At 71.6% G+C, this 13,203-nt stretch carries 10 protein-coding genes; 7 read left to right on the forward strand and 3 right to left on the reverse strand.

The genetic code is table 11. The features are described from left to right. Positions 1 to 17: 17 nt before the first annotated feature. Both ACFWRV_RS05655 and ACFWRV_RS05660 read right to left on the reverse strand, forming a co-directional pair. Positions 18 to 2,612 (reverse strand): FtsX-like permease family protein, encoded by a 2,595-nt coding sequence (locus ACFWRV_RS05655; RefSeq protein ID WP_384328672.1) that lies wholly within the window; start codon positions 2,610 to 2,612, stop codon positions 18 to 20. Continuing rightward, positions 2,606 to 3,490 (reverse strand): ABC transporter ATP-binding protein, encoded by an 885-nt coding sequence (locus ACFWRV_RS05660; RefSeq protein ID WP_384328675.1) that lies wholly within the window; start codon positions 3,488 to 3,490, stop codon positions 2,606 to 2,608. The genes ACFWRV_RS05655 and ACFWRV_RS05660 overlap by 7 nt, the downstream gene beginning before the upstream one ends. A 356-nt stretch (positions 3,491 to 3,846) precedes the next feature. Here ACFWRV_RS05660 and ACFWRV_RS05665 point away from each other — a divergent pair, with 356 nt between their 5' ends. From ACFWRV_RS05665 to ACFWRV_RS05695, 7 genes are all read left to right on the forward strand, one after another. Next, positions 3,847 to 5,070, forward strand: a complete 1,224-nt coding sequence (locus tag ACFWRV_RS05665) for a sensor histidine kinase (RefSeq protein ID WP_384328678.1) — start codon at positions 3,847 to 3,849, stop codon at positions 5,068 to 5,070. Next, positions 5,070 to 5,714: a LuxR C-terminal-related transcriptional regulator gene (locus ACFWRV_RS05670; RefSeq protein ID WP_384328681.1), complete on the forward strand. Its 645-nt coding sequence runs from the start codon at positions 5,070 to 5,072 to the stop codon at positions 5,712 to 5,714. The genes ACFWRV_RS05665 and ACFWRV_RS05670 overlap by 1 nt, the downstream gene beginning before the upstream one ends. A 227-nt stretch (positions 5,715 to 5,941) precedes the next feature. Continuing rightward, on the forward strand, positions 5,942 to 6,886 hold the full coding sequence (locus ACFWRV_RS05675) for an ABC transporter ATP-binding protein (protein ID WP_384328684.1): 945 nt from the start codon (positions 5,942 to 5,944) through the stop codon (positions 6,884 to 6,886). Next, positions 6,883 to 7,857 carry an ABC transporter permease gene (locus ACFWRV_RS05680; protein ID WP_384328687.1) on the forward strand — a complete coding sequence of 325 codons (975 nt, stop codon included), beginning with the start codon at positions 6,883 to 6,885 and terminating at the stop codon, positions 7,855 to 7,857. The genes ACFWRV_RS05675 and ACFWRV_RS05680 overlap by 4 nt, the downstream gene beginning before the upstream one ends. A gap of 46 nt (positions 7,858 to 7,903) precedes the next feature. After that, complete coding sequence (locus ACFWRV_RS05685) at positions 7,904 to 8,308, forward strand: GntR family transcriptional regulator (protein ID WP_384329174.1); 405 nt, start codon at positions 7,904 to 7,906, stop codon at positions 8,306 to 8,308. Positions 8,309 to 8,374: 66 nt separating this feature from the next. After that, positions 8,375 to 9,619 carry a sensor histidine kinase gene (locus tag ACFWRV_RS05690; protein WP_384328690.1) on the forward strand — a complete coding sequence of 415 codons (1,245 nt, stop codon included), beginning with the start codon at positions 8,375 to 8,377 and terminating at the stop codon, positions 9,617 to 9,619. Positions 9,620 to 9,723: 104 nt separating this feature from the next. Beyond that, the gene (locus tag ACFWRV_RS05695; protein ID WP_384328693.1) at positions 9,724 to 10,374 is read left to right on the forward strand and encodes a response regulator; all 651 of its coding nucleotides are present in this window, start codon (positions 9,724 to 9,726) and stop codon (positions 10,372 to 10,374) included. Between the two features lie 1,142 nt (positions 10,375 to 11,516). On the opposite strand, the gene ACFWRV_RS05700 is transcribed toward ACFWRV_RS05695, so the two are convergent. Beyond that, positions 11,517 to 13,157, reverse strand: coding sequence for a protein kinase (locus ACFWRV_RS05700; protein ID WP_384328696.1), 1,641 nt, complete (start codon positions 13,155 to 13,157; stop codon positions 11,517 to 11,519). Positions 13,158 to 13,203: the final 46 nt, after the last annotated feature.

Here is a 13,203-nt window from a genome sequence, read left to right on the forward strand (position 1 = left end):
CTTCAGTGCGGCGACGACTACTCACGCGCGCCCGCGAGTTCGACCGGCCGGGTCCGCAGGGCGAACGCGGCCGGCAGGACGGCGGAGCCGGCGGCCAGGAGCGCGGCGGCCGCGACGACCAGGCCGAGCGTTCCCCACGGCACGACGACGGCGGACGTGACGCCCAGCAGCGCCAGGGCGCCCCACACCACCAGCAGGTTCACCGCCGCGACCACGCCCCCGAGTACGGCTCCCACCCCGACCGCCGCGACCGCCTCGGCTGCGACGAGCCGCAGGACCTGCGGGACGGTGGCCCCGGCGAGGCGGAGCACGGCTAGGTCCCGGACCCGGTCGGAGGTGGCCATGACCAGGGTGTTGGCCAGAGCCGTCCCCGTACAGAGGAGAGCGATGGCGAGGATCATCCGGAGACCGGTCCGGGTGTGGTCGTTCGTCCCCGGGCTGTCCGCGGCCAGCCACGCGTCCCGGGTCTCCACCCGCGTACCGGTGGCGGCAGCGGCGGTGCCCAGGGCGGCGGCGACGGCCTGCCGGTCACCGCCGGGGGCGACCTTGACGTCGATCCGGTCGACGGCCGCGCCCCCGGCGTTCCGGGCGGTGACGTAGACGCCGTTGTCGCCGGTACCGGTGGCCAGGACGGCGGCGATCCGCAGCGACGCCTCGCGCCCGTCGCCGAGCCAGACGGTGACCCGGTCGCCGACCCGCGTGGTCAGCCACTCCTCGTTGACGACGATCGCGCCGTCGTCGAGATCGGTGAGCCGGCCGGCCGTCACGGGCAGCTCCGACACGGCCGCCAGCCGGGCGGGGTCGACCGCGCGGGCCTCGGAGGAGACGAGGGCCGTGCCCTCTTCGAGGACGGTGACGGCCGTGGACCGCGACACGCTGACCACGGCCCCCTCGACGGCCCGCGCCCGCTCCACGAAGGCGGGGGCCAGCGGCCGGCCCTCCTGTCCCGACGTCACCACGAAGTCGGCGGTGGCGGCGGTGCGCGCCTCCGTGGCTCTGGCCTCCTCCAGGGTCGCGACGGTGCCGGTCAGGGAGGCGGCGAGGGCGACGGTGATCAGGACGGGCGCGGCGACGGCGGCGGTCCTGCGCACGCCGGCGGCGGTGTTCTCCCGGACGAGTACGCCGGTGGCGCCGGGCAGCCGCGCGGGCAGCCAGGTCAGCAGCCGGCCGACCGGGCGCACCAGGACGGGGGCGAGGAGCGCGCAGCCGACGATGAGGAGCATGGGCCGGGTGATGTAGGACTTGCGGCCCAGCAGATTGCCGGGGTCGACCGCCAACGCCAGGGCGGGCAGGCCGAGTCCGGCAAGCACGACCAGGACGGCGGCGGCCCAGCGGCTCATCGGCATGACCCGGCTGTCGACGGCCGCCTCGCGCAGCACCTCGGTCGGGGCGGTCCGCCCGGCCCGATAGCAGGAGACGAGCGCGGCCGCGGTGGCGACGAAGACCCCGGTCCAGAAGGCGGTGTGCAGCGGCCAGGTCGGGTCCCCGAGGGCGAACCAGGACGGAGCGAGGCCCGCGTCGGTCATCCGGCGGACCAGCAGGGGCGCGCCCCGGGCTCCGAGCCAGGTGCCCGCCGCCGAGGCCAGCACTCCGAGGAGGACCGCTTCGGCGCAGACCGTACGGCGGATCTGGCCGGGCGTCGCACCGGCCGTGCGCAACAGCCCGAACTCCCGCCGCCGCCCGGCCACGGCGAACGAGAACGTCGACGCCACGACGGCGGCGGAGACGAACAGGGTGATGACCGCGGCGGTGCCGAGCAGCGCGTTGACGGAGATCAGGGCCCGGGCGTCGCGGTCGGGGTCGGGGTCGGCGCGGCGGCGGTCGTGGCCGGTGAGGACGTCCATGCCGCTGTCCGGTCCGAGCGCGCCGCGTACGGCGGTGGCGTCGGCGTGCACCACGAGGGCGTCGATGTCCGGGGAGATCCGGGCGGCCTCGTCGTCGGTGAAGAAGACGGCCTCCTCGAAGCCCCGGCCGGCCACGGTGCCGACGACGGTCCTGGTGTCGGTCCCGGCCGGGGTGCGGACCTGGACGCGGTCCCCGGTACGGAGCGGGGCGCCGCCGGGTCCGGTGGTGACGACGACTTCGCCCGGGGCGGAGGGGGCGCGGCCGGTGGTGAGGCGGTACGGGGCGGCGGCGGCGACGGACCAGGGATGGCCGGCCCGGGTCTGGGCACCGGCATCGGTTCCGGTGCCGGTGCCGGTGCTTCTGTCGGTGCCGGTGCCGGTGCCTGTGCCTGTGTCGGTGTCTCTGTCGGTGCCGGTGCTTCTGTCGGTTCCGGTACGAGGGGCCGTGAGGTCCGCCGGGAAGGTCCGGTCCTCCACCGTGCGTCCCAGGGCGGCCAGTTGGCCGGCGAGGCCCGGCGGGACCGGGCCGGGGCGGTCGATGGGGCTGGTCCGGGTCCCGATCGGGGTGTCGACCCGGAGCTGGTCGACGGCCCGGACGACGACGGGAGCTGCGGCGAACCGTTCCGGCCCCCGCTCCGGGGCGTCGAACGTCGCGGCGAGGGCGAGTCCGGTGGCGGCGATGAGCCCCGTTCCCAGGGCCAGGGCGACGAACGACCCGACGAAGGTGACCCACCTCTGCCGAACACCGCGCAGCGCGAGCATCAGCACGGGACCACCGCCGGAGACGTCAGAGACGCAGAGGACGTCAGGGACGCGGAGGACGTCAGGGACGCGGAGGACGTCAGGGACGCAGGAGACGCCGGGGAAGCCAGGTCATCCCCCGGGACCGCCTCAAGCCCCGGAGCGGAGAGGGCCGCCATGCGCGCCGCGATCCGCTCCGCGGAGGGCGCGTCCAGGTCGTCCCGGATCCGGCCGTCGGCGAGGAAGAGGACGCGATCGGCGAAGGAGGCGGCGATCGGGTCGTGGGTCACCATGATCACGGTGCGCCCGTCGTCGGTCATCGCGCGCAGCAGGCCGAGCACCGTGCGCCCTGCGGTGGAGTCCAGGGCGCCGGTCGGCTCGTCGCCGAAGAGCACTTCGGGCCGGGTCACCAGGGCGCGGGCGATCGCCACCCGCTGCTGCTGGCCGCCGGAGAGCTCGCCCGGCCGGTGACCGGCCCGCTCGCGCAGCCCGACCTTGTCCAGGGCGTCGAGCACCTCCGCCTTGCGCGGCCGCCGTCCGGCGAGCCGCAGCGGCAGGGCCACGTTCTGCGCGGCGGTCAGGGAGGGCAGCAGGTTGAACGCCTGGAAGACGAAGCCGATCCGCCCCCGGCGCAGCTTGGTCAGCCGGGCCTGGCTGAGCCCGGTCAGATCGGTGTCGCCCAGCAGCACCCGGCCGTCGGTCGGCCGGTCCAGGCCCGCGACGCAGTGCAGGAGCGTCGACTTGCCGGAGCCGGAGGGCCCCATGACGGCGGTGAACGTGCCGCGGCGGATGGTGAGGCTGACGTCGTCGAGCGCTTTCACGGTGCTGCCGTCGCGGCCGTAGGAACGGGTCACGGACCGGAGCCGAACGGCCGCTGTCGGGTCGGTGGTCGCTGCTGGATTCATGGTGTCCACTCAACCGGCGACGCTCGCCCGGCACATCGCGGCGAGATGGAGTCCTCGTGGTGGAGCCAGCTCCACCATGAGAGGGGAGAGAGCGGGGTGGCCGGCCGGGGAGACCGTCTCGTAGCGTGCCCGGCATGCTCTCCCCCAGCCCGCCGTCACCGCCACCGCCCACGCCACAGTCACCGCCACCGCCACAGTCACCGACACCGGAATCCTCGCCCGCGCTCCTCCGAGCGGCCCTCCTCCGAGCGGCCCTCCTCCGAGCGGCCCTCCTCCGAGCGGCCCTCCTCCGAACCGTCCGCCGACAACTCCTCGACGGCCGGCCGTGGCGTGCCGCGCTCTACCTCCTGACCAGCGTGCCCGTCGGTGTCGTGACGCTGGTCGCCCTGCTCCTGCTGGCCGGTGCGGGCAGCGCGCTGGCCGTTCTCGTCATCGGGGTGCCGCTGCTGCTGACGCTCGTCCTGGCCGGGATCCCGCTGGCGGCGCTGGAGCGGCGCAGGCTCCGGCTGATCGACCCGGTCCCCGTCCTCGACCCGCACCGCGATCCGCCCGAGCCGGGCCTGGCGTCCTGGCTGCGCACGCGGCTCCAGGAGCGCTGCACCTGGGCGGAGTTGGCGTACGCACTGCTCTTCGCGTTCGTCCTGTGGCCGGTGGAGGCTCTCGCCGTCGGCACGGTTCTCCTGGTGTGCGGCGGGCTGATCGGGACGCCGGTGATGATGGCGGCGGGCGGGGACGGGGAGGCTCGGGTCCTGAAGCTGTGGCTCGCCGACTCCTGGCCGGAAGCGTTCGCGGTGATGCTGGCGGGGGTGGTGCTGCTGCCGTTGCTGATCCGGCCGCTGGCGATCGTCGCCCGGGCCCGCGCCGTACTGACGCGGGCCCTGCTCGCCCCACCGGACTCCGCGCTCGACTCCCGGATCGCGGAGCTGGACCGGTCGCGGATGCGGCTGGTGGACGCGTTCGAGGCGGAACGCCGCCGTATCGAGCGCGACCTGCACGACGGGGCGCAGCAGCGGCTGGTGGCGCTCTCCATGACGCTGGGCCTCGCCCGGCTGGAGAAGCCGGCCGAGCCGCTGGGCGGGCTGCTGGCGCGGGCGCACGAGGAGGCGTCGGTCGCACTGGTGGAGATCCGGGAGCTGATCCACGGGATCCATCCCCATGTCCTCACCGACCGGGGGCTCGTGGCCGCCGTAGAGGACCTGGCGGACCGCTCCCCGGTCCCGGTCGAGGTGCGCCTGACGGTACCGGGCCGGCTGCTCGAAGCCGTCGAGACCGCGGTCTACTTCGCGGTGAGCGAGGCGCTGGCGAACGTGGCGAAGCACAGCGGGGCGACCCGGGTCACGGTGACCGGCGGGACCGCGCGCGGGCGGCTGACGGTGGAGGTCGAGGACGACGGACGCGGCGGCGCGCGACTGGGCGGCGCCCCCGCAAGGGATGAGAACGCTACCGGTGGGACCGGTCTCCAGGGCGTCGCCGATCGCCTCTCGGTACTCGGCGGAACCCTGCTACTGTCCAGTCCGCCCGAGGGGCCGACGGTGTTCCGGCTGGAGGTCCCCTGCCCGCCCGCCCGATCGAGGACCTGATGCTGCGCGTCGTACTGGCCGAGGACAGTGTGCTTCTGCGCGAGGGCCTGGTCGGCCTGCTGGAACGTTTCGGGCACCGGGTCCTGGCCGCGGTGGGCACGGCCGAGGAGCTCGACGCCGCCGTCCTGGAGCACCGCCCGGACATCGTGGTGACCGATGTCCGGATGCCGCCCGGTTTCACGGACGAGGGCCTGCGGGCCGCCGTCACGCTGCGCGGGAAGCTGCCGGGCCTGCCGGTCCTGGTGCTCAGCCAGTACGTCCAGCGCACCTACGCCGAGGACCTGCTGGACACCTCGGACGGTACGGGGGTGGGCTATCTGCTCAAGGAGCGCATCGGCCACGTGGAGGAGTTCGCCGACGCCCTGCGCCGGGTGGCCGAGGGCGGCACGGTGGTGGACCCCGAGGTCGTACGGCAGCTGATCCGGCACCGCCGCGACCCGCTCGCCCGGCTCACCGCCCGCGAGCTGGAGGTGCTCGCCCTGATGGCGGAAGGCCGGTCCAACGCGTCCGTCGCCGAGGCCCTGCACGTCGGCGAAGGCACGGTCAGCAAGCACTTCGGCTCGATCCTCACCAAGCTCGACCTCGACGTCTCGGACGCCACCAACCGCCGGGTGCTCGCGGTCCTGGCGTTCCTGCGCGGCTGAGCCCACCGCCGCACCCCTCCGCACACCGCCGCACGCCTCCGCACACCGCCGCACGCCTCCGCCCAGCGCCGTACCCCTCCGCACACCGCCGTACCCGGAAGCCCCGGCCGCCCTCCCCCTCCCCCTCACCCCGCACCTCCTCCACCCCGCGACCTGCCGCGCTTGACAGCTATTCCCCCATGACTCCATGATTCCATTAATTGACTAATGGAATCGAGGCGAGGCGCGTGGCAGACACGACCACCCCGAACGCGACATCCGGCAGCTGGGCACTGGAAGCCCGCGGCCTGGGAAAGCGCTACCGGCGCGGCTGGGCGCTGCGCGACTGCTCCTTCCGGATCCCGGCCGGCCGCATCTGCGGTCTGGTCGGCCCGAACGGGGCCGGCAAGAGCACCCTGCTCGGACTGGCGACCCGGCAGGTGCAGCCGACGACCGGCGAACTGCGGATCTTCGGCGTACCGGTCGACGACCCCGCCGTGATGCCAGGATTCGCGTTCCTCGGGCAGGACAAGCCGCTGTTCAAGCGGTTCACCGTGGCCGAAACCCTGCGGATGGGCGCCGAGTTGAACCCCGGCTGGGACGCGGCGGCGGCGACGCGGATCGTCCGCTCGGGCAACGTCCCGCTGCACGCGAGGATCGGCACGCTCTCCGGCGGCCAGCGCACCCGCGTGGCCTTCGCGCTCGCCTTCGGCAAGCGGCCCGACCTGCTGCTCCTGGACGAGCCGATGTCGGACCTCGACCCGCTGGCCCGCGACGAGATGAGCACGCTGCTGATGGCGGAGGCCGTCGAGCGCGGCACCACGGTGGTGATGTCCTCGCACATGCTGACCGAGCTGGAGGACATGTGCGACTACCTGCTGGTCGTCGCCGAGGGCCGGATCCGGATGGCCGGTGACGCCGACGCGCTGGTCCCGGCCCACGCGCTGGTCACCGGGGTGGCCCGGGACGGCTCGCTGCCGACCGAGCTCGACCACCACACGGTCGTCGAAACCCGGCTCCAGGGACGGCAGTTCCAGGCGATGATCCGGCCCAGGGGCCCCCTCCCCGCCGAATGGGAGAGCGCCGAACCCTCCCTGGAGGAAGTCCTCCTCGCCCATCTCCGCTCCCCGGACGCGCCCTCGCTCTACACCCAGGGCGCCCGCGTCGAAGCCGAAGGGAACCAGGCCGCATGAGCACCACCCTCACCGAGAAGTCCGCCGAACTCGGCACCGGCCACCGTCTGTTGCGCGGAATGCCGTGGCTCGTCGTCCGCCAGCACCGCGTCGCGCTGGCCTGCGTCCTCGGCCTCACCCTGCTGACAGCGCTGTGGATCGTGTACGAGCGCAACGAGCTGGTGCAGCTGCTCGACGCGAAGGGCTGGCCGGAGAAGGACGCCGGCCGGCCGATGGACAACAACCGCGGCTACAACTACATCACCACCATCATCAACGGCCTGCCGCTGATCCTCGCCGTCTTCATCGGCGCCCCGCTGATCGCGGGCGACCAGGAGAACGGCACCGCGCAGCTCGTCACCACCCAGTCCGCGACCCGCCGCCAGTGGCTGATCGCCAAGCTGGGCCTGGCCTACACCCTCGCGCTGGTCTCCGGCGTGGTGCTCTCGGCGCTGTTCACCTGGTGGTGGAAGCCGCACCGCTCCCTCTTCCTCAGCGAGTGGATCGACGGCGTCATCTTCGACAACACCGGGCCGGTCCTGCCCGCGTTCCTCCTCTTCCTGACCGCCGCGGGCATCACGATCGGCACCCTGGTCCGCCGGGTGCTCCCGGCGATGGTGCTCACGTTCCTCTTCACGGCGATCACCACCATGTTCGTCTGGGACGAGGTACGCGTACGGCTCGGCTCCCCGGAAATGTTCACCTACCCGATGGACACCGACCTCCCGGCCCGCTTCGACGACGCGTACGAGGTGGACCGCTGGGTCGGCAGCGCCGACGGCACCCTGTACGGCTGGGGCACCTGCGCCGAGGCGACCGAGAAGGCGTCGAACGCGTGCATCAAGGAGCACGGCATCGTCAACGACGTGATCGAGTACATCGGTTACAACCAGATGGCGGGAATGCAGTGGCTCGCGGCAGGCATCCTGCTCGCCGGAACGGCCCTGCTCACGGCGTTCACCCTGTGGCGGGTGTCGCGCCGCCCGCTGTAGGTGCGGCCCTCTCCCCCTACGTAAAGTGTCGGCAATCGAGCGGAAGGTGAAGGCCGTGGTCGTGTTCCGCATCGACCGGCGCAGTGGAGTGGCGACCTATCTCCAGATCGTCCGGCAGGTCGAGCAGGCGCTGCGGATGGGCGCGCTGGAGGAGGGCGACCGGCTGCCCACCGCGGCCCAGGTCGCCGCGACCACCAAGGTCAACCCCAACACGACGCTCAAGGCCTACCGCGAACTGGAACGCATGGGCCTCGCCGAGGTGCGCCAGGGAGCGGGCACGTTCATCACCCGCACCCTCGCGCAGCCCCAGTCCGGCCCCGGCTCACCGCTGCGCGCCGCGCTCACCGACTGGCTGACCCAGGCCCGTACCGAAGGCCTCACCGGCCAGGACGTCACGGCCCTGTTCCACTCGGCGTTCGAGAGCGCGTACCCGGGCGAGGCACCGGACTGACCGACTCCGGACCGACCGGCACCGGACCGACCGGCACCGTCCTGACGGGTACGTAGGATCGCGGGAATGGGGACGAACACGGGGAACCGCCTCCGGAGCCGCTTCCCGGAGCGTGCCGCCGGTCCGGTCTGCGCGGTCCTGGCGCTCTGCTTGGTGCCGGCCGGCCTGCTGGCGGGCCCCTCGGCGGGCTGGCGGGCGGCCCTGCCCATGACGGTCGCGGTGCTGGGCGTGCTCGCCGTGGCCGCACTGCGCACCCGGCACCGGATCGTCACGGAGGCCGCCGTCGTGGTGGCCGTGAGCTCCGCCCTCGGCACGCTGTTCGGCGCCCCTTCGGCACTGGGGAGGACGACCGGAGCGACCACCCTGGTGGAGATCACAGGGCTTCTTCTGCTCGTCCTTCTGGTCGCCCGGTACGCCGAGACCCGCCAGGCGTTCGTACTCTGCACCGTGCTCGGGGCCCTGGCCTCGACGGCGCTCCTGCGGCTCCGGATCCCCCCGACCGCGATGGAACTCGCCGCCCAGAGCGCGTTCTTCGCCCTCGGCGCCATCGTGGCGGCAGCCGCGGGCGGCGGGCTGCGCGCCCTGGAGACACGCAGGATCCGGGCGGTGCACGAGGCCCGTCGCAGCCAGCGCCTCCAACTGGCGGGCGATCTGCACGACTTCGTGGCCCATGACGTGTCGGGCATCGTCGTGCTGGCCCAGGCGGCACAAGTGATCGGCGCGGACCGGCCGGAGAAGGTTCTGCCTCTCCTCCAGCAGATCGAGGCCTCCGGCGTCCAGGCCCTCGGGTCCTTGGACCGTACCGTCCACATGCTCAGGGCGTCCGACGGAACGGCCCCGGGCGGCCGGGACACGGCGGACGTATCGCAGCCGAGCGCCTACGGCCTGGAGGACATCGCCGAGGCCGTCGACCGCTTCCGGCAGGCGAGCGGCCGGGCCGAAGTGCGCCTGGACGCCGACCGGTGGCCCGAGCGGACCGGCCGGGTTCCCCGCGAAGTGGCGAGCACCGCCCACCGGGTGGTAGTGGAGGCGCTGACCAACGTACGGCGGCACGCCGGCACCGCGCCCTGGGTGACCGTGGCAGTGGGGCTCGCCCCCGAGCACCCGGAGCCGGTGCTCACCGTGTCCGTGACGAACGGCCCGCCCTCCGTCGGCGAAGCCGGCGGCAGGCGCTTCGGTGACCGGGGACAACGCGGCGCCACCGGCCTGGAGGGGCTCGCCGAACGCGCCCGGGCGCTCGGCGGAAGCTTGGAATCCGGTGCCCACGGGGAGCGCGGCTGGCGGGTCGTCGCGACCCTGCCACTGAGCTGAGAGATCCGGGACGGCCCGGCTTCCCGTAGAGCCTTCTTCGGCACCGGCGGCCACGGTCGCAGCGAAAAGGCTGACCGACCCCGCCCCGAACTACCGTACAGATCATGGCCATTCGCATACTCCTCGCCGACGACCAGGAATCCGTACGCGTCGGATTCCGCCTCATCCTGGATTCCCAGCCCGACATGGAGGTGGTCGGCGAGGCGTCCGACGGCCGCCAGGCCGTCGAACTCGCCGCGCGACTGAACCCGGACGTCGTGCTCGCCGACATCCGTATGCCGCGCCTGGACGGCCTGGAGGTCACCCGACGGCTCGCCGGTCCCGACGTCGAGCAGCCGATGCGCGTGGTGGTGGTGACGACCTTCGGACTCGACGAATACGTCCACACCGCGCTGCGCAACGGCGCCTGCGGCTTCCTGCTGAAGCGCTCGGGACCGACGCTGCTGGTGGAGGCGGTGCGCGCCGCGATGGCGGGCGACACACTGATCAGCCCACAGCTCACCGTCAGCCTGCTCCAGCACCACCGGGACGCGGGCAGGCCCAGGTCCGCGCAGCCACTGGACGCCCTGACGTCCCGGGAGACGGAGATAGCCCGGCTGGTCGCCCAGGGGATGACCAATGCGGAGATCGGGGCCGAGCTCTTCATCTCCGCCGGCACGGCCAAGACGCACGTCGCCAACATCCAGCGCAAACTGAGCGTCCGCAACCGGGTCGGCATCGCCGCCTGGACATGGGCCAACGGCCTGGAGGAGTGAGCTCGCCGAACACCGGATCAACGCCGACCACATGAAACCGGACCGCATCGACGTCGCCGTGCACAAGGACACCGCCGGGATCTGTGCCCCGGCCGACGCGTGGACCGCCCACCACGACTCCCCACCCAGGACGAACATGAGCAGGCACCACAGGGCAGACGGGCGGGCCCTGATCATGGAGCCCGGCAAGGGGCGCTGGTCGTCCCGCATTGACCCACAACAGAAAACCCCAGGTCACATGCTATGTGACCTGGGGTTTCGCTGAGCCGCCTTCGGGATTCGAACCCGAGACCTACGCATTACGAGACCGAAAGCAGTCATGCTGTCCGGGGCCACGCTATGTCGCCGAGTGCCATTACGCCTGATCAGGGTAGGTGCGGCCAGCTATACCATGTTGCCTAATAGGCAGGAGTCCAGAGGCGTCCGGCCACCGAGCGGCCACCGCCGACATGATGACCACGAGTGGTGCTATCTCCGCGGTTCCGTTACGCCGACTGTAAGAACTCTACAATCGAGGTTGAGCCTCGCCTACGAATCCCGCAGGGTCCGACACCGACAACGGCAGCAGCAGTCCTGTGCTGCTGCCCTTTTCGCGGGAGCGCTCGCCTGGACTCGCGGCTGGGTCGCGGGTGCTGGCTCCTCTGCTGGTTCATCGACGGCCAGGAGACGCTGCAGGTCGGCGATCACTACCCGGTAGGCGTTACCCAGTTTCAGTACCTTGCACGGATACTCGCCACGCTTGGCCAGCCCGTAGCCGGTACTTCTCCCTAGCGAAAGAATTCCGTTGGCTGTCTGCAAGCTCACCGTGGGCGGTAATGCCATGAGATACCTGCGGGTAAGAGCCGCACCGCTAACTATTCCGGGTTCCTCAACCACCGTGCTCTCCTAACGCCGCCGGGGTGACATCAGGACGCCTTCCGTCCCCGGGTTGGTACCCAGCGTTGCCGACGCGCACAATGAGAACTTCCGTGGGCCGACCGATTCACTCGTACGAGTGGTCTTGATCGGCAGTGTGCTGACCGCCCCTGAGCGAGATCGGTGACAGCACCAGCAGGCCCCATCTGACGATCGCCAGCGAAGCACCCGCTTGAACCTCACCCACGGGACAGCGCCGCCAGATGCCGGGCAACGTGCCCCACCGGTCAGCCGAGGTCGTCGCGAAGGCGGCGGAGATAGGTGTCGATCTGCGCCAGGCCTGGCCAGTCGCTTCCTCGCAAACGGGAGGTTTCTGACCGGAGGAGGTCACCGACCTCAAGCGCTTGGGAGAGATTTTCCGCCGCTGCGTAGAGGCTCATGAGTCGTGCGAGGGTATCCAGATAGCGGTTGACAGCATCCTCGTCGTCAGGAGCAGGAATGGTCTCTGCAACGTGGCCGAAGGCCCGGATGGCAGCCGTGGCTTCGCCGAGTTCCATCCGGCACTGCGCGACGTAGTACCAGCACAACTGGGCCTGCTCGTCGTGGTCGCCATAGCGATCAGCGTAGTGGCGGGCCAGAAGTTCGAAGAGCGTGAGCGCCTCGCGGTGACTTCCGGACAGGAACTTCACCTGGGCCAGGCTGAACTGCATGCCGTCTTTGAGCTCCGGGTCAGCGGCTCTCGTGATGGCTTCGGAGAGTGCATCTGCCGCCTGGGTGAACTGGCCATCCTGAGCCAGTCGCGCTGCCTGGTCGGAGACCTCGTCTGCCTCTTGCTCGGTCAATACGGCGGAGCTTGTCCCAGGCCCCTGCGGTGTGGCGAGTGGCGAGGGAACGACGAGCGCGGGGGTATACGCGGCAGCAGCATGGGAGCTGGGTGCCCGCCCGCCGAAGGGCCGCAGGAAGGGCAGACGGGGGTCGAGAAGGCTCTCGTCGGGCATGACTGCGGCGCCGGTGGAGGGGTGAACGAAGGGCAGGAGCGCTTCGTAGACCTCCATCGCGTCCATGCGCTGCTCGGATTCCTTGGTGAGCATCGCCAACAGAAGCTTCTCGATGTCGGTCGGCACGTCCGGGCGCAGGGTGCGAATGGGCGGGGGTGGGGTATGGACGTGGTGCCACATGTGGGAGCGACTGTCGTCAGGGGTGAACGGCGGCTTGCCGGTGAGGAGTTCGTAAAGTACGCAGGCGAGAGCGTAGACGTCTGCGGCGGGGCCGACGGCGTTGGCCAGGCTCTGCTCGGGGGACATGTAGGGCGGAGTGCCTACAGTCATGCCGACCTGAGTGAGGCGGGGAAGGATACCGACTCCTCGCAGCGCGGCGACACCGAAGTCGAGGACCTTGACCACACCGCCAGGCGTGAGCATCAGGTTGGCTGGTTTGACGTCGCGGTGAATGACGTCACGGCGATGGACGGTGTCGAGTACGGAGGCGATCTGGGCGCCGACGGCCGCAGCCCAGGAGAGGGGGACCATCTCGTTTTCGTAGTCGGTCTCGTCGATGAACGTCTGCAGTTCGCGTCCCTGCAGTAGCTGCATGACGACGAACAGTCGTCCGCTGACCTCGTCGGTGCCGGTGTCGTAAATGGCCGGCACACCCAGGTGCTCGATGCCGGCGGTGATCTGGACCTCGCGCAGGAATCGTGCGCGGCGCGTCTGCAGAGTCTCCTGGAAGGCCGCGCCCTGGAATCCGGGTGGGACCGGGCTCTCGGCCAGCATCATCTTGACCGCGATCCGGCGGTCCAGGCGCTCGTCGTACGCCTGCCAGACCTCGCCCATGCCGCCCGCACCGATCGGCGTGTGCAGCCGGTACCGGCCCGCAATCACACGGGCCGGTACGTCGGCCTCAAAGCTCGGCATGCCGCCCTGCACCATGCGAGATACCTCTCTGTATAGCCGGAGCATGACCACCCGTCCGGTC

This window comes from Streptomyces sp. NPDC058576 (assembly GCF_042718715.1).
Classification (GTDB): Bacteria; Actinomycetota; Actinomycetes; order Streptomycetales; family Streptomycetaceae; genus Streptomyces.

Coding starts and splice junctions, on each gene's coding strand:
- ACFWRV_RS05660 (WP_384328675.1), bottom strand. CDS start 3,490: ATGAATCCAGCAGCGACCACCGACCCGACAGCGGCCGTTCGGCTCCGG.
- ACFWRV_RS05670 (WP_384328681.1), top strand. CDS start 5,070: ATGCTGCGCGTCGTACTGGCCGAGGACAGTGTGCTTCTGCGCGAGGGC.
- ACFWRV_RS05680 (WP_384328687.1), top strand. CDS start 6,883: ATGAGCACCACCCTCACCGAGAAGTCCGCCGAACTCGGCACCGGCCAC.
- ACFWRV_RS05690 (WP_384328690.1), top strand. CDS start 8,375: ATGGGGACGAACACGGGGAACCGCCTCCGGAGCCGCTTCCCGGAGCGT.
- ACFWRV_RS05695 (WP_384328693.1), top strand. CDS start 9,724: ATGGCCATTCGCATACTCCTCGCCGACGACCAGGAATCCGTACGCGTC.
- ACFWRV_RS05700 (WP_384328696.1), bottom strand. CDS start 13,157: ATGGTGCAGGGCGGCATGCCGAGCTTTGAGGCCGACGTACCGGCCCGT.